Annotated in this window: 23 protein-coding genes; 12 read left to right on the forward strand and 11 right to left on the reverse strand. The window is 50.0% G+C overall.

Annotated features, from left to right (window positions below):
* Positions 1 to 107 precede the first annotated feature (107 nt).
* Positions 108 to 395, forward strand: coding sequence for a CopG family transcriptional regulator (locus AC3ISQ_RS05445; protein ID WP_489351247.1), 288 nt, complete (start codon positions 108 to 110; stop codon positions 393 to 395).
* Positions 396 to 683, forward strand: coding sequence for a type II toxin-antitoxin system RelE/ParE family toxin (locus tag AC3ISQ_RS05450; protein ID WP_489351249.1), 288 nt, complete (start codon positions 396 to 398; stop codon positions 681 to 683).
* A 36-nt stretch (positions 684 to 719) separates the two neighbouring features.
* Here the strand turns inward: AC3ISQ_RS05450 and nrdF are convergent, their stop codons facing one another.
* The 5 genes from nrdF to AC3ISQ_RS05475 form a co-directional block, all read right to left on the reverse strand.
* On the reverse strand, positions 720 to 1,664 hold the full coding sequence (gene nrdF, locus AC3ISQ_RS05455) for a class 1b ribonucleoside-diphosphate reductase subunit beta (protein ID WP_489351251.1): 945 nt from the start codon (positions 1,662 to 1,664) through the stop codon (positions 720 to 722).
* 8 nt (positions 1,665 to 1,672) lie between these two features.
* The gene (nrdE, locus tag AC3ISQ_RS05460) at positions 1,673 to 3,817 is read right to left on the reverse strand and encodes a class 1b ribonucleoside-diphosphate reductase subunit alpha (protein ID WP_489351253.1); all 2,145 of its coding nucleotides are present in this window, start codon (positions 3,815 to 3,817) and stop codon (positions 1,673 to 1,675) included.
* The gene (gene nrdI / locus AC3ISQ_RS05465) at positions 3,799 to 4,203 is read right to left on the reverse strand and encodes a class Ib ribonucleoside-diphosphate reductase assembly flavoprotein NrdI (protein ID WP_489351255.1); all 405 of its coding nucleotides are present in this window, start codon (positions 4,201 to 4,203) and stop codon (positions 3,799 to 3,801) included. The genes nrdE and nrdI overlap by 19 nt, the downstream gene beginning before the upstream one ends.
* 9 nt (positions 4,204 to 4,212) lie before the next feature.
* On the reverse strand, positions 4,213 to 4,437 hold the full coding sequence (gene nrdH, locus AC3ISQ_RS05470; protein ID WP_489351257.1) for a glutaredoxin-like protein NrdH: 225 nt from the start codon (positions 4,435 to 4,437) through the stop codon (positions 4,213 to 4,215).
* Between the two features lie 257 nt (positions 4,438 to 4,694).
* A complete protein-coding gene (locus tag AC3ISQ_RS05475) occupies positions 4,695 to 5,126 on the reverse strand; it encodes a carboxymuconolactone decarboxylase family protein (protein ID WP_489351258.1) in 432 nt (143 codons plus the stop codon).
* Positions 5,127 to 5,224: 98 nt separating this feature from the next.
* Between AC3ISQ_RS05475 and pdxR the strand changes: the two genes are divergently transcribed.
* From pdxR to AC3ISQ_RS05490, 3 genes are all read left to right on the forward strand, one after another.
* Complete coding sequence (gene pdxR / locus AC3ISQ_RS05480) at positions 5,225 to 6,643, forward strand: MocR-like pyridoxine biosynthesis transcription factor PdxR (RefSeq protein ID WP_489351260.1); 1,419 nt, start codon at positions 5,225 to 5,227, stop codon at positions 6,641 to 6,643.
* A 290-nt stretch (positions 6,644 to 6,933) separates the two neighbouring features.
* Positions 6,934 to 7,239 (forward strand): acid resistance repetitive basic protein Asr, encoded by a 306-nt coding sequence (asr, locus tag AC3ISQ_RS05485; protein WP_489351262.1) that lies wholly within the window; start codon positions 6,934 to 6,936, stop codon positions 7,237 to 7,239.
* A 220-nt stretch (positions 7,240 to 7,459) separates the two neighbouring features.
* Positions 7,460 to 7,798, forward strand: coding sequence for a DUF2002 family protein (locus tag AC3ISQ_RS05490; RefSeq protein WP_489353143.1), 339 nt, complete (start codon positions 7,460 to 7,462; stop codon positions 7,796 to 7,798).
* Between the two features lie 32 nt (positions 7,799 to 7,830).
* On the opposite strand, the gene AC3ISQ_RS05495 is transcribed toward AC3ISQ_RS05490, so the two are convergent.
* Both AC3ISQ_RS05495 and AC3ISQ_RS05500 read right to left on the reverse strand, forming a co-directional pair.
* Positions 7,831 to 8,277: a DUF1198 family protein gene (locus AC3ISQ_RS05495; protein WP_489351264.1), complete on the reverse strand. Its 447-nt coding sequence runs from the start codon at positions 8,275 to 8,277 to the stop codon at positions 7,831 to 7,833.
* 58 nt (positions 8,278 to 8,335) lie between these two features.
* Positions 8,336 to 8,668, reverse strand: coding sequence for an MbeD/MobD family mobilization/exclusion family protein (locus AC3ISQ_RS05500; RefSeq protein WP_489351266.1), 333 nt, complete (start codon positions 8,666 to 8,668; stop codon positions 8,336 to 8,338).
* A 188-nt stretch (positions 8,669 to 8,856) separates the two neighbouring features.
* Here AC3ISQ_RS05500 and smrA point away from each other — a divergent pair, with 188 nt between their 5' ends.
* Positions 8,857 to 9,429, forward strand: a complete 573-nt coding sequence (gene smrA, locus AC3ISQ_RS05505) for a DNA endonuclease SmrA (RefSeq protein ID WP_489351268.1) — start codon at positions 8,857 to 8,859, stop codon at positions 9,427 to 9,429.
* A 44-nt stretch (positions 9,430 to 9,473) separates the two neighbouring features.
* Here smrA and AC3ISQ_RS05510 read toward each other — a convergent pair whose 3' ends face one another.
* The 4 genes from AC3ISQ_RS05510 to AC3ISQ_RS05525 form a co-directional block, all read right to left on the reverse strand.
* Positions 9,474 to 9,887, reverse strand: coding sequence for a DoxX family protein (locus AC3ISQ_RS05510; protein ID WP_489351270.1), 414 nt, complete (start codon positions 9,885 to 9,887; stop codon positions 9,474 to 9,476).
* 172 nt (positions 9,888 to 10,059) lie between these two features.
* Positions 10,060 to 10,797 (reverse strand): class I SAM-dependent methyltransferase, encoded by a 738-nt coding sequence (locus tag AC3ISQ_RS05515; RefSeq protein ID WP_489351272.1) that lies wholly within the window; start codon positions 10,795 to 10,797, stop codon positions 10,060 to 10,062.
* Positions 10,798 to 10,817: 20 nt separating this feature from the next.
* On the reverse strand, positions 10,818 to 11,348 hold the full coding sequence (locus AC3ISQ_RS05520; protein WP_489351274.1) for a rhodanese family protein: 531 nt from the start codon (positions 11,346 to 11,348) through the stop codon (positions 10,818 to 10,820).
* Positions 11,345 to 11,662 (reverse strand): ArsR/SmtB family transcription factor, encoded by a 318-nt coding sequence (locus tag AC3ISQ_RS05525; RefSeq protein ID WP_489351276.1) that lies wholly within the window; start codon positions 11,660 to 11,662, stop codon positions 11,345 to 11,347. The genes AC3ISQ_RS05520 and AC3ISQ_RS05525 overlap by 4 nt, the downstream gene beginning before the upstream one ends.
* 644 nt (positions 11,663 to 12,306) lie before the next feature.
* Between AC3ISQ_RS05525 and tssB the strand changes: the two genes are divergently transcribed.
* Genes tssB through AC3ISQ_RS05555 form a run of 6 tightly spaced genes read left to right on the forward strand, consistent with a single transcriptional unit; the run spans position 12,307 to position 18,616 of the window.
* A complete protein-coding gene (tssB, locus tag AC3ISQ_RS05530) occupies positions 12,307 to 12,804 on the forward strand; it encodes a type VI secretion system contractile sheath small subunit (protein ID WP_489351278.1) in 498 nt (165 codons plus the stop codon).
* A gap of 44 nt (positions 12,805 to 12,848) precedes the next feature.
* Positions 12,849 to 14,393, forward strand: coding sequence for a type VI secretion system contractile sheath large subunit (tssC, locus tag AC3ISQ_RS05535; protein WP_489351280.1), 1,545 nt, complete (start codon positions 12,849 to 12,851; stop codon positions 14,391 to 14,393).
* 13 nt (positions 14,394 to 14,406) lie between these two features.
* Complete coding sequence (tssK, locus tag AC3ISQ_RS05540; RefSeq protein ID WP_489351282.1) at positions 14,407 to 15,756, forward strand: type VI secretion system baseplate subunit TssK; 1,350 nt, start codon at positions 14,407 to 14,409, stop codon at positions 15,754 to 15,756.
* A complete protein-coding gene (gene tssL / locus AC3ISQ_RS05545) occupies positions 15,753 to 16,442 on the forward strand; it encodes a type VI secretion system protein TssL, short form (protein ID WP_489351284.1) in 690 nt (229 codons plus the stop codon). Before tssK ends, tssL begins: the two co-directional genes overlap by 4 nt.
* Positions 16,442 to 18,121: an OmpA family protein gene (locus AC3ISQ_RS05550; protein WP_489351286.1), complete on the forward strand. Its 1,680-nt coding sequence runs from the start codon at positions 16,442 to 16,444 to the stop codon at positions 18,119 to 18,121. The genes tssL and AC3ISQ_RS05550 overlap by 1 nt, the downstream gene beginning before the upstream one ends.
* Positions 18,122 to 18,124: 3 nt before the next feature.
* Positions 18,125 to 18,616 (forward strand): Hcp family type VI secretion system effector, encoded by a 492-nt coding sequence (locus tag AC3ISQ_RS05555; protein WP_489351288.1) that lies wholly within the window; start codon positions 18,125 to 18,127, stop codon positions 18,614 to 18,616.
* Positions 18,617 to 18,789: the final 173 nt, after the last annotated feature.

Here is an 18,789-nt window from a genome sequence, read left to right on the forward strand (position 1 = left end):
GTCTTTGGCTGCCACTGGATAATAAATAGACAATGTCCTTGATGTTGTTTTTCGGGTGTAGCACAATTGAGCTACACCCATTTGTTTATCACCGAGGCTAGTGAATTATGTCGACTACTACCATCCGCTTGTCTGATGAACTCAAAGCGAGGGTTGCCGCCGCTGCCGATCTGGCTGGTGTCACCTCACACAATTTTATTTTGCAAGCCATTGCGGAAAAGACGGTACAGGAAGAATTACGTGCTGATTTTGATGCGGAAGCCGAAAAACGTTACGCCACCATTGTGGCGACGGGGAAGACGATCGCTTGGGATGAGATGCGTAATTATCTAGAGAATCAGATCTCCGGTAATGCTCATGTCGTTAAACCCGTGGCAAAAAAATTGGGGCGATAAATGGCGAAAATCGAGTTAGCGCCTGAAGTCATGGATGATATCGAGCGTATTCTCGAACATCTGGCGCGATACGAAGTCATTGATGCGAATGCTCGGATTCAGGAAATTCTGCAAGCCATCGCGGTGCTAGAGTTTAATCCACTAATTGGCCGACCAGCAAAATTAGGGAAGCGTGAGTTGGTGATTGGTCAGCAATCGCGTGGCTATCTGGCTTTATATCGCTATGTGACTGACATCGATACGATATTCGTATTAGCCATCCGTAGCCAAAAAGAACTGGGCCATTAAGTGGTCATGCATGTGTCATGACCACTCAGCGCGGATTTAAAATGCCCAATCCTCATCTTCGGTATTGACCGCTTTTCCCATCACATACGACGAGCCAGAGCCGGAGAAAAAGTCGTGGTTTTCGTCGGCATTTGGCGACAATGCTGACAAAATCGCTGGGTTCACTGCCGCCATTGCGGGTGGAAATAGCGCTTCGTAGCCCAGATTCATTAATGCCTTGTTGGCATTGTAGTGCAGAAAAGTTTTTACCTCTTCGGTCCAACCGACACTGTCGTATAGCTCGGCGGTGTAACGCACTTCGTTATCGTACAAATCCTGTAATAGATCGAAGGCGAAATTTTTGACTTGTTGACGGCGTGCGGCATCGGCCTTCTCCAAACCTTTCTGGAACTTGTAGCCGATGTAATATCCGTGTACCGCTTCGTCGCGGATGATCAAGCGGATCAGATCAGCGGTGTTGGTCAGTTTGGCGCGGCTCGACCAGTACATCGGCAGATAAAAACCCGAATAGAATAGGAAAGACTCGAGAAACACGCTGGCAACCTTTTTCATCAACGGATCGTCACTGCGGTAATGCGCCAAAATGATGTTGGCCTTCTTCTGTAAGGTGCTATTTTCCTCGCTCCAACGATAAGCATCGTCTACGTCACGGGTTTGGCAAAGCGTGGAAAAAATCGAGCTATAAGAACGTGCATGAACCGCCTCCATGAAACTGATATTGGAATACACCGCTTCTTCGTGCGGTGTGATGGCATCAACCATTAACGCCGGCGCGCCAACGGTATTTTGCACGGTGTCTAACAGCGTTAACCCGGTAAACACACGGATCGTCAGTTGCTGTTCTTGCGCGGTCAGCTGGTTCCAAGAAGGAATATCGTTCGACAGCGGCACCTTTTCTGGCAACCAGAAGTTGGCGGTTAGGCGATTCCATACTTCTAAATCTTTATCATCTTCGATGATGTTCCAATTGATGGCTTTCATAAAACTCCTCACAGCGAGCAGGACACGCAGCCCTGAACTTCGGTGCCGACCAACGCCATTTGGCGCAGGCGAATGTAATAGATGGTTTTGATGCCTTTGCGCCACGCGTAGATCTGCGCCCGATTGATGTCGCGGGTGGTGGCGGTATCGCGGAAAAACAGCGTCAGTGATAAGCCTTGATCGACATGTTGGGTGGCGGCGGCGTAGGTATCGATAATTTTCTCGGGGCCGATTTCGTAGGCATCCTGGTAATAGTCCAGATTGTCGTTGGTCATGTAGGGCGCGGGATAATAAACCCGACCAATCTTGCCTTCTTTGCGGATCTCGATGCGCGATACGATCGGGTGGATGCTGGAGGTCGAATTATTGATGTACGAAATCGAACCGGTTGGCGGCACGGCCTGCAGATTCTGGCTATACAAACCGTGCATCATCACCGACTGGCGCAGTGCCAACCACTCTTCACGCCCCGGCAGTACAATATTGGCCGTAGCAAATAGCTGGCGAACGCGTTCCGTCTGCGGTTGCCATTGCTGTTCGATATATTTACTGAAGTATTCACCCGAGGCATAAGTAGAGTTCTCGAAACCGGCAAATGCGCTGCCACGCTCGATGGCTAACTGGTTGGATGCACGAAGAGCGTGATAAGCCACGGCATAGAAATAAATATTAGTGAAATCTATCCCTTCTTCCGAACCATAGAAAATACGCTCACGCGCCAAATAGCCGTGCAGATTCATTTGCCCTAAACCAATCGCGTGGGAGGCCTGGTTACCGGCGGCGATAGACGGCACCGATTGAATGTCGCTCATATCGGCGACTGCCGTTAACCCGCGGATCGCGGTTTCGATCGTTTTAGCAAAATCTGGCGCATCCATGGTTTTGGCGATGTTCATCGAACCAAGATTGCAGGAAATGTCTTTGCCGATGCGCTGATAACTCAAATCATCGTGATAAGTGCTGGCGCTATTCACCTGTAAAATCTCTGAGCACAGGTTGCTCATATTGATACGCCCGGCGATCGGGTTGGTGCGGTTGACCGTATCCTCGAACACAATGTACGGATAACCCGATTCGAACTGGATCTCTGCCAACAGTTGGAAAAACTCACGGGCATTGATACGTGACTTGCGGATGCGCTTGTCATCGACCATTTCACGGTACTTCTCGCTGACGCTGATTTCTGACAGCGGCACGCCATACACTTGCTCGACGTCGTAAGGGGAGAACAAATACATCGGTTCGTTATTCTTCGCCAATTCGAAGGTGATGTCGGGGATCACCACGCCCAGTGACAGGGTTTTGATGCGGATTTTCTCGTCGGCGTTTTCACGCTTGGTATCGAGGAAGCGCAAAATATCCGGATGATGAGCGTTGAGATACACCGCGCCCGCACCTTGACGTGCGCCAAGTTGATTGGCGTAAGAGAAGGCATCTTCCAGCATTTTCATGATCGGAATCACGCCGGAAGATTGGTTCTCAATGCGTTTGATTGGCGCACCGACTTCACGGATGTTGGTCAATAGGAAAGCCACACCGCCGCCGCGTTTGGAAAGCTGCAAGGCGGAATTCACCGAGCGGCCAATCGACTCCATGTTGTCTTCAATACGTAGCAGGAAACAGGAAACCAACTCACCACGTTGCTGTTTGCCGCAGTTGAGGAAGGTGGGGGTTGCGGGCTGGAAGCGTCCGCTAATCATTTCCTCCACCAACTCCTGCGCCAGCGCGGTATTGCCAGCCGCCAGCGTCAGCGCCACCATGCAGATGCGATCTTCGTAACGTTCCAGATAGCGTTTACCATCGAAGGTTTTCAGCGTGTAACTGGTATAATACTTGAAGGCGCCGAGGAAAGTTTCAAAGCGGAATTTCTTGGCATAAGCCTGTTGGAACAGCCGTTTGATAAATGCGAACTCGTACTGTGCCAATACTTCCGGCTGATAATAGCCCTCATCCACCAGATAGCGCAGTTTCTCCGCCAAATTGTGAAAGAACACGGTGTTCTGATTCACGTGTTGCAGGAAATATTGACGCGCAGCCAGTCGATCCTGTTCGAACTGGATACGACCTTCGCTATCGTACAGATTGAGCATCGCGTTGAGCGCATGGTAATCCAGTGCGCAGGATGCTGGTTTGGTCAGTTCTGTTGTTGCCAAAATTGGGTTACTCCCTGTCGAACGTTTGTCACGTCTTGTGTGGTGCCGAGCAGTTCAAATCGGTAAAGAAAAGGCACCTGGCATTTTTGCGCGATGATGCTCCCGGCGATGCCGTAGGCGCTGCCGAAATTGGTATTTCCAGCGGCGATCACTCCGCGTAAATAGCCACGATTTTGTGGGTTATTGAGAAAGCGAATTACCTGAATCGGTACCGCGCCAGTAGCACTGCCACCGCCGTAGCTGGGAACGATCAAGATATAGGGGTTTTCCATCAGCAGTGGGTTGCGCGCTCCAGCAATCGGAATGCGCAACGCCGGTAGTGCCAATTTCTCGACAAAACGATGGGTATTCCCCGAACTGCTGGAGAAATAGACCAGCGGATTCATGGTGTTACCTCACTGTGCCAGCGCGCCAATTTTGTCAGGGCGAAAACCAGACCAATGATCGTTCCCGGCGATAATCACGGGAACTTGCTGATAACCCAAAGATTTGACGTGATTTAATGCTTGTTGATCCTGCGTCAGGTCGATCACTTGATAATCAAGGCCTTGGCGATCGAAAGCACGATAAGTGGCATTGCACTGGACACAATCGGGTTTGCTATAAATAATAATGCTCATGATTCGCATTTACCTTTTAAGTTGAGGGAAAGGCGGATAAAGTCAGCAACGGAGCATTGAACGGCGTTGCTGCGTGTGATCAACCTATAGTCATCGGCTGATGAATAAATACTATATATAGATATTTAATTTATCAACTGCACTATATGTGGTGTTTTTGTGTTTAATGGAGCGAAGCCGCGGTAGGGCTGAAAACCGGAGGGGAAAAATTTTTTCGCGGGGTAAAAAAGCGTAGGCCGGTTTCCCGGCCGGAAGAGTTACTGACGCATACTGACCGCTAAGCGGTTAAAGGCGTTCATGATGCTGATAGCGAAGGTGAGATCGCTGATTTCTACATCGGTGAAATGATCTTGTAGTGCGGCAAAGGCGCTATCCGGTGCGCCAGTGGCTGCGATCAGAGTGACAGACTCCGCCCATTCCAACGCTGCGCGTTCGCGTTCGCTGAAATCATTACTGACACGCCAACCGGCCAAGGTATCCAATTTCGTGTTGCTGATACCGTTCTCACGAGCCGACTTCCCGTGCATATCCAAACAGAAAGCGCAGCCATTGATCTGGGAAATACGCATAAATACCAGCTCAAACATGCCTTTACCGAGCGGGCTTTTATCCAGACTCATTATCGCGGCTAACATGCCTTTATAAGCGGCTGGGGACAGTTCTGAGTACTTCAAGCGTTGCGTAATCATAGAAAACCTCGTGGTGATTGCAGGTGAATAGGTGGCTACTCTAAAGCCAATATGGTCTATGCTATAGAGCCATAAAATAACTATTTAACCAGGCCAAGATGCAGAAAGTTTTTACTTCCCCGTTACGGAGTGACCCACAGGCGGAACCTCTTTTTCGGCAGATTTATCTGCGTATTAAAGACGCGATTACCCAAGGTTCGTTGGTGGCGGGAAGCCGTTTGCCTTCGGTGCGTGGCTTGGCCAGTGATTTGGGCGTAGCGCGTGCGACGGTGGATAATGCTTATGCCCAGCTGGTGGCTGAGGGCTTTTTACAAAGTCGTGGGCAGGCGGGAACTTATGTGTCATCTCAACTGAAAAATGTACTGGGGCGCGATGTATCGGCTGAGATCGAAACATTACCGCTCAGTTCATCGGCTCCATTGTACCCAACGGGAGCCATGCCGCCGTTTCAATTGGGTTTACCTGCGTTGGATGCTTTCCCACGTGCGCTGTGGCAACGGATCGTCGCACGTCAATTACGCTCAACCACCACGGCGATGCTGGCTCACCCTCCCGCTAGTGGATTACCCAACCTGAAAGAGGCTATCGCCCATTATTTATTGCTCTCGCGTGGAATTCGTTGCCAGTCGGAGCAAGTGTTTATCTGTGCGGGTTATCAGGCGTTGTTGACGCTAATTATCAGTACGCTGCTACAAGCGGGGGATCTGGTGTGGCTGGAAGATCCGGGTTATCCGGTCACGCAGCCGTTGTTCCATGCTGCGGGGATCAAAACAATTCCGGTACCGGTGGATGCCGAAGGGATGAATATTGCCGCTGCGCCATTGACGGCGCGTATGGCGGTATTAACGCCGACTCATCAGAGCCCGCTGGGTGTATCTTTGAGTTTGCCACGTCGAATGGCATTGTTGGACTGGGCGCAACAACATAACGGCTGGATTGTTGAAGATGATTACGACAGTGAGTTTCGCTATCAGGGAAAACCGTTACCACCGCTAAAAAGTCTCGATAGTCAGGGGCGGGTGCTGTACGCCGGAACCTTTAGCAAAGCGCTGTTCCCGGCGTTACGGTTGGCTTATCTGGTGGTGCCGGTAGCGCAGGTTGCTGCGTTTGAACAAAGTTGCCGCCTGCGAATTTCTGGTTGCCCGCCGTTGATACAAGCCAGCGTGGCCGAATTTATCCAACAAGGGCATTTTTACCGCCATTTGAAACGAATGCGGCCGTTATATCGCGAGCGGCGTGAGTGGCTGGTGGCCGCTCTTGAGCATCATCTGGGGGACATTCTGACCGTAGCGCCACAGGCGGGCGGCATTCAGTTACTGACGCGATTAAAACCGGGCTGGCAAGATAGCGAGTTAGCGGAAAAAGCCTGGCAGCAAGGGCTGGCGATGCAGGCATTAAACCATTGGCAAACAAAAGAGCGCACTGAACAGGGGTTGTTGATGGGGTTTGCTAATTTTACCCATGCCGATGAAGCTGAAAAGGCGGTTGTTAGGTTGGCTACAGCGTTCAATGTATAAAAAGCAAACGACCCACGGTTTCCCGTGGGTCAGACGCACATTTGCTTGTTTTCTCTTTATGACTACAAGGGGTGTTAACGCCGACTCGGCGGAACGTAGTAATACGTTCCAGCAGAATGAGTTATAAAAACTATAGCCTATTTTATACACAATGGTGACAAAAAAACCGTGATGTACATTTGGTTACTTAGCGAAACCAATCACTCACTGAAGCCTCAACCCTGTTTCTTCTACTATCTGTCCAACGGCTCTTCTGGGGTCAACTGAAAAAACATGCTGAGGAATTAAAGATGAAAAAAGTTATCGCTCTGATCGTTGCTGCTACCATGGGTCTGTCTTCTGTTGCTTTTGCTGCTGAAACTGCAACTCAAGCACCAACAACTGCTCCGGCAGCAACTGCACCAGTAGCTCAAAAAGCACCAGCTAAAACCACTCATCATAAAAAAGCGACGCACAAAGCCACTAAGAAAGCGCCAGAGCAAAAAGCTCAGGCTGCAAAAGCTAAGAAAGCCAGCAAAAAAGCACCGGCTCAGAAAGCGCAAGCCGCTAAGAAACACAAAAAATCTAGCAAGAAAGCCGTTACCCCAGCCGCTTAATGCTGTGAATGCGCGAGGCTGAAAACCGCTTCGCAATAATAAAAAGCACTTGGCTCCCCCCAGGTGCTTTTTGCTATTTACGCCAAAATAAGATGAAAAAATCAGAATAATGGATAGTTCAGGATTATTCCGAAGTAAGGATCCCTAGGGTTAACGCTATTATTTCCTTCTCTGATTGCGGTAAAAGTTGTGCTGTAGTCCAGAAACAGAGGAGAAAATGATGTATTTACGGCCGGATGAAGTGGCTAAAGTGTTGGAAAGTACCGGCTTTACGCGTGATTTTGTTACCGATCAGTCTTACGGTTATCGCAAAGATGAACATTATGTCTATGTGAACCGGGAAGCGCGTATGGGAAGAATGGCGTTGGTGATCCACCCCGCGTTGAAAGAAAGAAGTATTCATTTTGCGACTCCCACAGCGCCGATTCGCACCAGTGAGCAATATCGTGAGTTCCCTTTGGATCTCAGCGCGGATGCGCCAACGATGCGTTACGGTATCCCACACGGGTTTAGCTCGCGCGAGGCACTTTCTCGCTTCCTTTACGGTATGTACCTGTAAGTTATGTTATCCCCCGGTTAAGGGGGACAACCTCACCACTGACTGATAGCTTCGCTGTTAAAGCGTTCGTTATAGGCGCGACGGAATTGCGCCAATTCAAAAGCATCTAACTCCAGATCGGCAAAGTAAAACAGTGCGGCTTCGGTGTGCTCTGCGTGTAATTCTGGCGATAACCCGGCGCGGATCAGCGTGTCACGCCACAGGCCAATCTGCCCATCATCGGCCTGTTTGATAAATGTGATGTAAATAAACAGCAGATAGGCGGCCTTGTGCACTTCCTCGGTATAGCCGTTGTTCAACATGCGGATAAAGGTCTGACTGTTGCGGCTGCCCATTTCCTGAATCATCGATTCGATCAGCATAGGTTTGACTTTCAGCAGGCGTGCCAGTGAATCAATGGCCTTGCGGGTGTCGGAAGTCAGAATACGATAACCAATAATAAAAACCACGATCAGTACGGCGATGATGATCCACGTCATTTATGATGTCTTACACTGTTGGGGCGCTGCGCGCAGCGCCGAATCGTGATGGGCAGGTTCAGGACTGTTCGCCGCTAAAATTGGTCGCTACCCGCTGTTGCAGATGGTGATTGAACGTTGCCGCGTCTTTTGCCAGCGCATCCAGATGTGCCCCTAGCATTTTGATCTGTTTCACTAAGGCATGCTGTTCAGGCACCGAATTAGCGGTCGTCAGTTTGCGGGCAAGTTGTTCGTTCTGCGCCCGCAAAGCGGCTTCACGCTGTTGGGACTCGACCAGTAATTGTTGCAGTGCCTGGTAGCTTTGCTGCCATTCGTAGTGCTGCTTTTCAAAACTGGTTTGCAACTCATTCATTGCATTCTGAAACTGGATATCCAGTTCGCGCATTGTCATGGGCTAGATCCTTTGCGGCGCTCAATAATGGTGGGCAGTATAACTAAAACTGCTCAGAAGCTCACCCGTTGGTGAGAATTGTAGACAATCTTGATCGACAAATCGTGGCTTGCAACCCAGCCACAGCGTTTTACAATCATCACTATTCCCCGTAGCAGAAGGCTCCTTTAGTCTAAGAGTGATGCGCGATGAGCAACGAAGAAAAAGATTTTTTTGAACAAGAAATGGCGGGAGTGACGCCGTTAGCGTCGGGGCAACAGACGCTGTATCTGAAGCCGCAAGATGGCGTCGATAAAAACGCTCGCCGTGAAGCACAAGCGCTGAAATTGGATAATTTCCTCAGCACCGACTTTCTCGACATCATTCCTTGTGATGTGTCGTTGGAATATAAAGCAGAAGGCATCCAACAAGGCGTGTTAGATAAACTGCGCCATGGACGTTATACGCCGCAAGCCAGCCTGAATTTGTTGAAGCGTTCGGTAGAAAACTGCCGACAGGAATTGTTCCGTTTTATTATTCAAGCGGAAAAAGACGACCTGCGTTCGCTGTTGATTGTGCATGGTCGCGGGCGTGAAGATGAAAGCCATTCAAATATTGTACGTAGTTACGTGGCCAAATGGTTGATGCAACTTGAACAGGTACAGGCGTTTTGTCGTGCGCTGCCACATGAAGGCGGTGAGGGTGCTTGCTATGTGACCTTACGTAAATCGGCAGAGGCGAAAGCAGATAATTTCGAGCGCCACGCTAAACGCAGCCGTTAAATAAAAAAGCCAGTGGCTAAAGTGAATACCACTGGCTGCATATTTTATTTATTGAACAGTTTATTATCTAAAGAGTAGCGTCCTGCTCCAGTGATAGCCAACAACAGTAACCCACCAATAATGCTGAAATTTTTATAAAAATTGATTTCATTACCCATCATTTCTGCGCCAGTCATATTCCAATAGGGATGACCGATAATCGCAGTCCCTAAAACATACACGGCGAATATCACCGCAATAGGGCGGGTAAATAACCCGACAATAAGTGCAATGCCGAAAACAAATTCAACAACCACAGAAACAATAGCTGCCAGATAGGGCATCGGTGTGCCATAGCCTTCCATTGCCGTTACCGTTCCAGAAAAATTCGTCAGTTTTAACCAACCAAATATAATAAACAAAATCATAAGCAGTATTCTGGAGAGCAGAATAACGCCATCTTTTGAGTCGTCACTCATGGGGGACTCCTTAGCCACTGTCGAAGTTATATTGCCCATCTGTTTAAATAATAGACAATGGTGGCTATTTCGCTAGTAATGATGTGAGATACAGCACTTTTTTGAGTAGGTTGAGCTGGATTGGGTTGGGGGAGGTAGCCTCCCCAATATTGAATTTAAAAATAAGGTCAGTTTATTTCGTTGGTTTTTGTGCGGCGAGGATAAAGATCATCGGGCGTTCTTTTTCTTCATCGAGCGCTGGGTTTTGTGCAATTTGTTGAGCGGATGGACCCCATTCGTTTAAATAGGTAATGATGAAGCCTTGTTGTACTAACAGATTAATATAAGTCCCTAACATGCGGTGCTGTTTGATCACGCCTTCGGCTAACCAGTTAGAGACACGTTGACCTTCCTGCTGGTAGTGATTTACCGGCCAAGACTTTTGCCCATCTTTATCCGATAGCCATTCTTGTTGCTGAGGAGCGGTATAAATCGGATGTTCTGCGGTAAAAATAAATTGCCCACCACTAACCAACGCCTGATAAATAGTGGCAAACAGTTTTGCTAAATCCTCAATATAGTGCAGCGTCAGTGAGCTGTAGGCGAGGTCATAGGTTTTTGCCGATAACGATAATAACTCTAGGTCTTGCCGACGGTATTCAATGGCGGGATCTTGAGTCATGGCTTGGGCCTTATTCAGCATCTTTTCCGATACATCCATGCCCAATACTTGTGCTGCACCGAGCTCGCGCGCCGCTCGGCAAAACCAACCGTAACCACAACCGAGATCAACCACATTACTCCCTTGCAGATTGGGCAAAATGCTGCGAATGGTAGACCATTCTGGTGCGCCATCTAAACCCTGTACTGAGCGGCTGAGTTGCGCATAACCGTCGAAAAATCTTTGGTTATCGTAAATATTTTGAGCCATAAAAATTCCTTTATCGATGTTTAATTCTTAACCTTATTCCACGGCATTTTGGCAAGCAAAATCGCCATTCCACACCAGCCGCTTAAACCCGCAAAGAGTAAACCCGCACCGACAAATCCGGAGAGTAAAAATAGGCGGGTATCGACGGTATATCCTAATAACACGCCAATAATAATCAACGAGCCAGCTGCGATCTGAACTTGTCGCATGATAGGCAGCGGCTGCTTTTTATCTTCGACCGTCGGGAGATTGGCACTTTTCCAAGCGTTAATCCCGCCTGATAGTAACAATACCGGCGCAGAGCCTGCTGCTTTGATGAGCGTATCCGCATTTTGAGTTGTGCGAGAACCGGCTAAGCAGTGAAAAATGATCGGATGCTGCGCCGATAAGCCAGCAACATTTTTGCCTGCGACGATCTCAGAGAGAGGAAGTGAAGTGGCTCCGGGAATATGCTCACGCAAAAACTCGGCAGGTTCGCGGATATCAACCAGAACCGCGCCCTTCGCCATAAGCTCTCGTACTTCTGCTGGGGTAACGGATTGTGTTGTCATTTGAGATCCTCAGGGCAGTAGATGTCCTTTAACGTTGAAATGATTTTCCTAACAGCTTCATTTTTGATGAAGTAATTCATCCTTTGCGCATCTCTAGCGCATTCAATGAGACCTTCCCCCTTCATCCGCGCCAGATGCTGAGAGGTTGCGGACGGGCTTAATCCTGTCAATTGACTAAGGTCACCAGCAGAAGTACCGGGTGAATCAATGAGCATGCAAAGAATCAATAACCGATGAGGGTTGCTCATCGACTTGAGAATCTTTGTCGCTTGAAGGGCGCTGTCTTGCAACAAAGTGAGTTGGGTGTCTGTCATAGACCTATATTTTAGGGTTATCTAATTTAAGGTAAGTCTAAAGTAAATGAGCGGTCTATGCTAGGTGAAAATTGAGAAGGTAACAGGTTAGTTATGATTAACTGATGTGGTGGGATTTATTTATTTTTTGAATGAATAGAATTACAAGTTGTGAGTCGGCGAAAATTTATCCATTTATTTTGTATTTTATCGATATAGTTCTAAATTCGTATATTTCTTATTTTCATACCTCTTTTACGGTATCCGTAGGAAATAAGACATTTTTAACATTTTACAAACCCTTACTCCACGTGCTTTACAAGGTTGTTTTTGAGAAAGTTCTTATAAATCAGCAAAATGATATTTTGTGATTAAAATTATGTTGAGAAATATTTTGTAACATTAATTCAATTTCAATCATACTGTTAAAGTTTTTACACTGCTTGGACTAGGGTTTGTCTGAAATTTAATTTTCCGGATTAATACTCTAAAAACGCTGCGTCATACCATCATTGTGAATGAATGTGCTCGCTTGTTTTCTCCCATTTTTATTTTCCCCGTTGGTGTGGAAAGGGATTTTTATTAGGCAGGGTTAGCCATTTTTATTAATTTCATATGGTATTGACGAGTTCTGTTATTCAATTGAACAGGGATAGCCAATAGTCATGTCAAATTCCTATCAGTCCGAGATCCCCAAAGCCCGTATTAACATCAAGTTAGATCTACATACGGGCGGCGCGCAGAAGAAAGTGGAGTTGCCGCTTAAGCTGATGGTGATGGGCGATTACAGTAACGGCACTGAGCATCGTCCGTTGTCTGAGCGCGGCAAAATCGACATCAACAAGAACAATTTCAACAGCGTACTGGCCGAATTCGAGCCCAGCCTCAAACTGGCGGTGCCTGACACGTTGGCTGATGACCACAGCGACACTGCTGTCGAACTGTCTTTCCGGGATATGAAAGACTTTGAGCCGGAGCAGGTCGCCCGTCAGATCCCCCAACTGCGCGCCTTGTTGGCAATGCGCAATCTGCTGCGCGATCTTAAATCCAATCTGCTGGATAACGCGACCTTCCGCCGCGAACTGGAGAACATTCTTAAGGACGACACTCTGAGCGACGAACTGCGCGCTGAACTGGCCGCGTTAGCACCGCAAGAACGCTAATCGTTTTAGAGCGTTAATTACCCCGGATTGAGTCGATAAGGAACATGCTGATGTCTGTACAGGAAAGCACCGCGCACGGTAATGAGACCGTCGTATTAGAAAAAGAATCTCAGGGCGTTTACGCCTCACTGTTTGAAAAAATCAACCTCAGCCCGGTTTCGCGACTGAGTGGCATTGATACCTTCCAGAACAACGACATCCTATCGGATGCCACTACCGATGAGCGTGTGACTGCCGCCGTTAGCGTGTTTTTGGAACTGCTGAAGCAATCCTCTCAAAAAGTAGAAAAGCTGGATAAAAACCTGCTTGATCAACATATTGCCTCATTGGATGCACAAATTAGCCGCCAGTTAGATGCCGTGATGCACCATCCAGATTTCCAACGCGTAGAATCCACCTGGCGCGGCGTGAAGTCGCTGATTGATCAGACCGATTTCCGTCAAAACGTACGCATTGAACTACTGGATATCAGTAAAGACCATCTGGTACAGGATTTTGAAGATGCACCGGAGATCTCCCAAAGCGGTTTGTATTATCAAACATATATTCAAGAATACGACACCCCAGGCGGTGAGCCGATTGCTGCCGCGATTTCTAATTACGAGTTCGATCGCAGCCCGCAGGATATCGCTCTGCTGCGTAACATTTCCAAAGTGGCTGCGGCTGCTCACATGCCGTTTATCGGCGCAGTGGGGCCGGCGTTCTTCGGAAAATCTTCGATGGAGGAAGTGGCGGCCATCAAAGATATCGGCAACTACTTTGACCGTGCCGAATACCTGAAGTGGAAAGCCTTCCGCGATTCTGACGATTCTCGTTACATCGGCCTGACCATGCCGCGTGTGCTTGGGCGTTTGCCGTACGGTCCAGACACCATTCCGGTGCGCAGTTTTAACTATGTCGAAGAAGTGAAAGGCCCGGATCACGAGCGTTATCTGTGGACCAATGCGGCATTTGCCTTTGCGGCTAACATGGTGAAAAGCTTCATCAAAAATGGCTGGTGCGTACAAATCCGTGGTCCACAGGCTGGTGGAGCGGTGACGGACTTGCCGATCCACTTGTACGATTTGGGGACGGGCAATCAGGTCAAGATCCCTTCCGAAGTGATGATCCCGGAAACTCGCGAATTTGAATTCGCCAATCTAGGCTTTATTCCGCTGTCGTACTACAAAAACCGCGACTACGCCTGCTTCTTCTCCGCCAACTCGGCGCAGAAAGCCGCGCTGTACGAGACCGTCGATGCGACGGCCAACAGCCGCATCAACGCGCGTTTGCCGTACATCTTCTTGCTGTCACGGATCGCTCATTACCTGAAGCTGATTCAGCGTGAAAACATCGGTACCACCAAAGACCGCCGTCTGTTGGAGCTGGAGCTGAACAACTGGATCCGTGGCTTAGTCACCGAAATGACCGATCCGGGCGATGACTTGCAAGCGTCGCACCCGCTGCGCGATGCCAAGGTGACGGTGGAAGACATCGAGGACAACCCGGGCTTCTTCCGCGTGAAACTGTATGCGGTGCCGCACTTCCAGGTGGAAGGCATGGACGTCAATCTGTCATTGGTATCACAAATGCCAAAAGCTAAAGCCTAAGGCGGTCGCAGGGATGAAAATTTATCGTCCACTGTGGAACGAGGGGGCATTATTGTCCCCTCAGCAGTTCCAACAGCAGTCAGAATGGGAATCTTTCCGCAGTGCTGGCGTTTCCGCTCTGGCCTCTCCCTTCCCTTGGGGGGTGGAGAAGACCGCATTTGATGAACAACTGCTTTCTTCCGGGTTGATTCAAGTCACACAGTTACGGCTCTGGCTTTCAGATGGTTCTCTTATCGATACGCAAAGTAGCGATCTGCCACCTGCACCTCGTGAACTGGATCCCGCGCAGCTTGCGGGCCTTGATGTCGTGACGGTTGTCATTGCATTACCCTTAATGCAACCGGGTGTGGTCAATGTCCAGCAGGACACGGTGACGTCTGACCGGCCTTTGCGTTATCGCGAAGAATGGGTTCGGGTTCAAGATGCCTTCGGTTCTGAAGATGAGTCGATGGCCGTCGCCCGCTTCAATGTTTCAGTTCGGTTTGCCCATGAAAGTAACGAGTCATGGAGAACCTGTCCGATTGCTCGTCTTATCCGTGATGGGCAGAACGGGTGGCGCCAAGATCCGACGTTTATTCCCCCTATGGCGTTATTCTCCGCCAGCTCAACCTTGTGCGAGCGTTTAGTTCTGTTAAACCGTCAGCTTCGCTCTCGTCGTCAGCGTCTTATGGCCATGCGCCGCGAGAGTAATGAACGCTTGGCTGATTTTGCCGTGGCGGATGTTTCCCTGTTTTGGTTGCTGAACGCCCTTAACTCCCATGCACGGGTGCTGACGGAGTATGAGCGTTTCCCAGCGAGGCCCCCAGAGCAAGTGTGGGCAGAACTGGCTCGACTGGCGGGCAGTATGCTGACTTTTTCTCTAGAGCATGATCTGGACGCCATACCCGGTTATGACCATACAGAGCCTGCCAACACGTTCCCGCCGCTGTTCGAGTTGATCACTGGTTTACTGGAAGCCAGTTTGCCATCGCGGGTGATTGCGCTTGAGATGTCGCGCCCAGACGAGCAGACATGGAAAGCCTCTCTGCACGATAGCCGTCTGCGTGAAGAGGCTGATCTGTATCTCTCTGTACGCTCCGATATTCCGGCTTGGCAAATAGCCGATAAGTTCCCGGCACTGTGCCAAGCAGGTTCGCCTGATGATGTGAATGAGATCTACAGCGCTGCCCTCAAGGGGATTCCACTTATTCCTGTAAGTCGAGTGCCGGCCGCATTGCCAGTGCGTATGGAAAACCAGTATTTCGCGCTGGATATGGAAAGCACTGCTGCCCGTGAGATGCAGGAGCAGGGCGTCTGTCTGTTCTATGTGCCTGCCTTACTGGGGACGCTTGAGCTTGAACTCTTTGCGGTGCTGCGATCATGAGACAAGACATTGATATTGACCAACTGATGGCAGAAACCTGGCTGACAGTCACCCTGTTGAAGAAGGGGGCGACAACGTTGGACGGAGAGGCACTCTACGACAAATGCTGCAAGCAGGTTGAAAGTGTGCGTGAGGCACTGAAACATGCCGGGTACGACGAGGCCAGCATTGAGCATATCTCTTATGCCCAATGTGCCTTGCTGGATGAAGCTGTGATGAGTCGTAAACCAGAAAAACCTGAAGAGGGCGAAACACCGCTGGTTGATGAAGGTCAGCTAGCTTGGCGTAAAGCGCCGCTTCAGGCGCGATTCTTTGGTTCACTCCGTGCCGGAGAAGCGCTGTGGGATAAAATTGCCGATGTGCTGCGCCAGTCATCCCCGAATAATGCGGTATTGATCTGTTATCACCGAGTGATTGCACTGGGCTTCCAAGGGTTATACAGCCTGAAGGCGGTGAGCCAAACGCAACGTGATGATGTTGCCAAAGCGCTGTCTGAGCGTGTACCACCACCAGATGCCGGTTTATCTCTGGTTATCCACAGAACGGGTAAACATCGTTACAGCTTGATGCGTTCGGTCTGGTTCTGGGTAGTACTGGCAGGCGTGTTCACCGGTGTCGTCTGGTGGGGAGGGCATCTGTGGCTCCAGGCGCTGTTGTCCGCGCAAATACCGGAGCTGCCACGTTAATGCGTAAATCCCTCATCGCCTCTGTTGTCTTACATATCGTGGTGGGCGCTGCTGCGTTGCTGTGGCTACTGTGGTATTTCGTTCCGGCAGGCAACCTGTTCAAAACTCTGACAACGTTGTTGATTGCCATCCTAGCCATCTGGCTGGGGTGGAGAAGTTGTCACCGCCAAGCTCCACTCGCTGGCGGAACAGGTTCACTGTCAGATTTGCCTCTACTGGATACCCAGGGACCTGTTGTGCTGGTTTGTGGTGATGGCTTGGATGCGCTATTTCAAGGGCAACGGCTGCGGAAAACTGCGCAAGGTTGGTGGCTACGTGTTGGTGCGGCCAGCCAGTTAACGGAGGTGGTGTATAGCATTCAGGAGCAATTTCCCCGCCAGCTCGGTCAACTTTCCGTGATGTACCTCTGCTTACCAGACCAACATCTGGATGAGGCTGTTTTGCGCTCTGCGTTGAAAACACTTCGTCAGCAGGTCAGACAGTTGAGTGCGCGCCTCGGATTTACAATGCCCGTGGTTCTGAGTGGTGAATTCTCGGGGCCACCAACGCCATGGATCATCGTTCGCGGCGACAAGCCAGTGGTGTGTCCAGAAAATGCATCGCCGCAAGCGCTCTTAGACTGGCAACAGACAGAAGATAACCTCGGAGCACTGCCACTACTGAGCCAGGCCTTTGCCTTTATCCGTGAGACGCTGCTGGATGAGCTTGAGAAAGCAGATCGGCTAACCCCACCGGTTCATTCCTTTGCTGTGGCCTTACGCACCGGAGCCACAGACCCAGAACCTCAATCAGTATGGTCACATTGGCTTTATCGTCGCACCTGCTTGCAGCTTCCTCAGATGATAAAGGAATTTGAGCCTGTCAGCCGTTTCCCCGATGTGGTTCTGCCTTTACTGGCCCCTTTCGCCACTCCGGTACAGGGCGGGCAGCGCACTCGTCGTGTTGTTCTTCTGCTGTGGCTGTGTGGCCTAGCTGCACTGGTTTTTTCGGCGGTCAATAATCGGGGTCTCATCCGCAAGGTGGGGGCTGATTTACAGCGCTGGTCCGCTATTCCGATGACGCATTACGCCCCTAAAGCGCAGTCATTGGCGGCACTGAAACAGGATGCATTGTGGCTTGAACGCTGGCAGCGCCAAGGGGAACCGTTGCGTTACAGCCTAGGGTATTATCCGGGCCAACGCCTGTGGTTGGCTCTGCAACAGACTATTGATACCTATGTTCCCCCTCCGGTACCGAAACCCAAACCGGTACCCAAAATTGTTCGCCTCGACAGCATGTCGTTGTTCGACTCCGGTAAATCCGCACTGAAGGCTGGCTCAACCAAAATGCTGGTCAATTCTCTGGTGGATATTAAAGCCAAACCCGGTTGGCTGATTGTGGTCAGCGGGCATACCGACAGCACCGGTAACCCACAACGCAATCAGGTGCTATCTCAACAGCGTGCGCAAGCTGTACGCGACTGGATGCGCGATACCGGCGATGTGCCGGAAAGTTGTTTTGCGGTGCAGGGCTACGGCGACAGCCGGCCAATAGTATCAAACGAAACGCCGGAGGGTCGTGCGCAAAACCGGCGTGTCGAAATCAGTCTGGTACCGCAGGCGGATGCCTGTCAGGTACCCGGCGTAACAGCAACGTCACCGGATGAACGTGACGTATCACCCCAAAAAATGGAGAAGTAAATTATGGCAATTCCAGTCTATTTGTGGCTGAAAGACGACGGCGGTGCGGACATCAAAGGTTCGGTGGATGTGCAAAGCCGTGAAGGCAGCATCGAAGTGGTGGCGCAGGACCATAACCTGTACATCCCAACCGACAACAACACCGGCAAATTGACCGGTACCCGTGTTCACACGCCATTCGTGTTTACCAAGGAAATCGACTCGTCCACACCGTATCTGTACAAGGCGGTGAGTACGGGCCAGACCCTGAAATCTGCCGAGTTCAAATGGTACAAAATTGACGACGCCGGTCAGGAAGTCGAGTACTTCAACACCAAGTTGGAAAACGTGAAGGTGGTGAAAGTGGCGCCGAAGATGCACGACATCAAAGACCCGGGTAAAGAGAAGCACAACCACCTGGAGCAGCTCGAGCTGCGCTACGAAAAAATCACCTGGACCTACAAAGACGGCAACATCATTCATTCCGACTCTTGGAACGAACGTACCACCGCGTAATACCTACAGGGCAGAGGGGTGACCTTCTGCCTTTTTTGCTCAGTGTCTGCGCGGCGGATATTGAGCAAAAAAACATATTGCACCATTGACCCTATGGGCCTCGGTCTCCGAACAGGAAACGGCTATGGGCGGTAGCGTGCCTGCACCTTCCCCATCAGGCCCCCCAACCAAGG

This window comes from Serratia sp. KH_031 (assembly GCF_057839655.1).

Bases quoted from the DNA above. Each gene is read 5' to 3' on its own strand.
- AC3ISQ_RS05490 (WP_489353143.1), top strand. From the start codon at position 7,460: ATGTATTTACGGCCGGATGAAGTGGCTAAAGTGTTGGAAAGTACCGGC.
- AC3ISQ_RS05445 (WP_489351247.1), top strand. From the start codon at position 108: ATGTCGACTACTACCATCCGCTTGTCTGATGAACTCAAAGCGAGGGTT.
- AC3ISQ_RS05450 (WP_489351249.1), top strand. From the start codon at position 396: ATGGCGAAAATCGAGTTAGCGCCTGAAGTCATGGATGATATCGAGCGT.
- smrA (WP_489351268.1), top strand. From the start codon at position 8,857: ATGAGCAACGAAGAAAAAGATTTTTTTGAACAAGAAATGGCGGGAGTG.
- tssL (WP_489351284.1), top strand. From the start codon at position 15,753: ATGAGACAAGACATTGATATTGACCAACTGATGGCAGAAACCTGGCTG.
- asr (WP_489351262.1), top strand. From the start codon at position 6,934: ATGAAAAAAGTTATCGCTCTGATCGTTGCTGCTACCATGGGTCTGTCT.
- AC3ISQ_RS05495 (WP_489351264.1), bottom strand. From the start codon at position 8,277: ATGACGTGGATCATCATCGCCGTACTGATCGTGGTTTTTATTATTGGT.
- nrdF (WP_489351251.1), bottom strand. From the start codon at position 1,664: ATGAAAGCCATCAATTGGAACATCATCGAAGATGATAAAGATTTAGAA.
- tssB (WP_489351278.1), top strand. From the start codon at position 12,307: ATGTCAAATTCCTATCAGTCCGAGATCCCCAAAGCCCGTATTAACATC.
- nrdI (WP_489351255.1), bottom strand. From the start codon at position 4,203: ATGAATCCGCTGGTCTATTTCTCCAGCAGTTCGGGGAATACCCATCGT.
- AC3ISQ_RS05475 (WP_489351258.1), bottom strand. From the start codon at position 5,126: ATGATTACGCAACGCTTGAAGTACTCAGAACTGTCCCCAGCCGCTTAT.
- AC3ISQ_RS05515 (WP_489351272.1), bottom strand. From the start codon at position 10,797: ATGGCTCAAAATATTTACGATAACCAAAGATTTTTCGACGGTTATGCG.
- AC3ISQ_RS05510 (WP_489351270.1), bottom strand. From the start codon at position 9,887: ATGAGTGACGACTCAAAAGATGGCGTTATTCTGCTCTCCAGAATACTG.
- AC3ISQ_RS05520 (WP_489351274.1), bottom strand. From the start codon at position 11,348: ATGACAACACAATCCGTTACCCCAGCAGAAGTACGAGAGCTTATGGCG.
- nrdH (WP_489351257.1), bottom strand. From the start codon at position 4,437: ATGAGCATTATTATTTATAGCAAACCCGATTGTGTCCAGTGCAATGCC.
- tssK (WP_489351282.1), top strand. From the start codon at position 14,407: ATGAAAATTTATCGTCCACTGTGGAACGAGGGGGCATTATTGTCCCCT.
- pdxR (WP_489351260.1), top strand. From the start codon at position 5,225: ATGCAGAAAGTTTTTACTTCCCCGTTACGGAGTGACCCACAGGCGGAA.
- AC3ISQ_RS05525 (WP_489351276.1), bottom strand. From the start codon at position 11,662: ATGACAGACACCCAACTCACTTTGTTGCAAGACAGCGCCCTTCAAGCG.
- AC3ISQ_RS05555 (WP_489351288.1), top strand. From the start codon at position 18,125: ATGGCAATTCCAGTCTATTTGTGGCTGAAAGACGACGGCGGTGCGGAC.
- tssC (WP_489351280.1), top strand. From the start codon at position 12,849: ATGCTGATGTCTGTACAGGAAAGCACCGCGCACGGTAATGAGACCGTC.
- AC3ISQ_RS05500 (WP_489351266.1), bottom strand. From the start codon at position 8,668: ATGACAATGCGCGAACTGGATATCCAGTTTCAGAATGCAATGAATGAG.
- AC3ISQ_RS05550 (WP_489351286.1), top strand. From the start codon at position 16,442: ATGCGTAAATCCCTCATCGCCTCTGTTGTCTTACATATCGTGGTGGGC.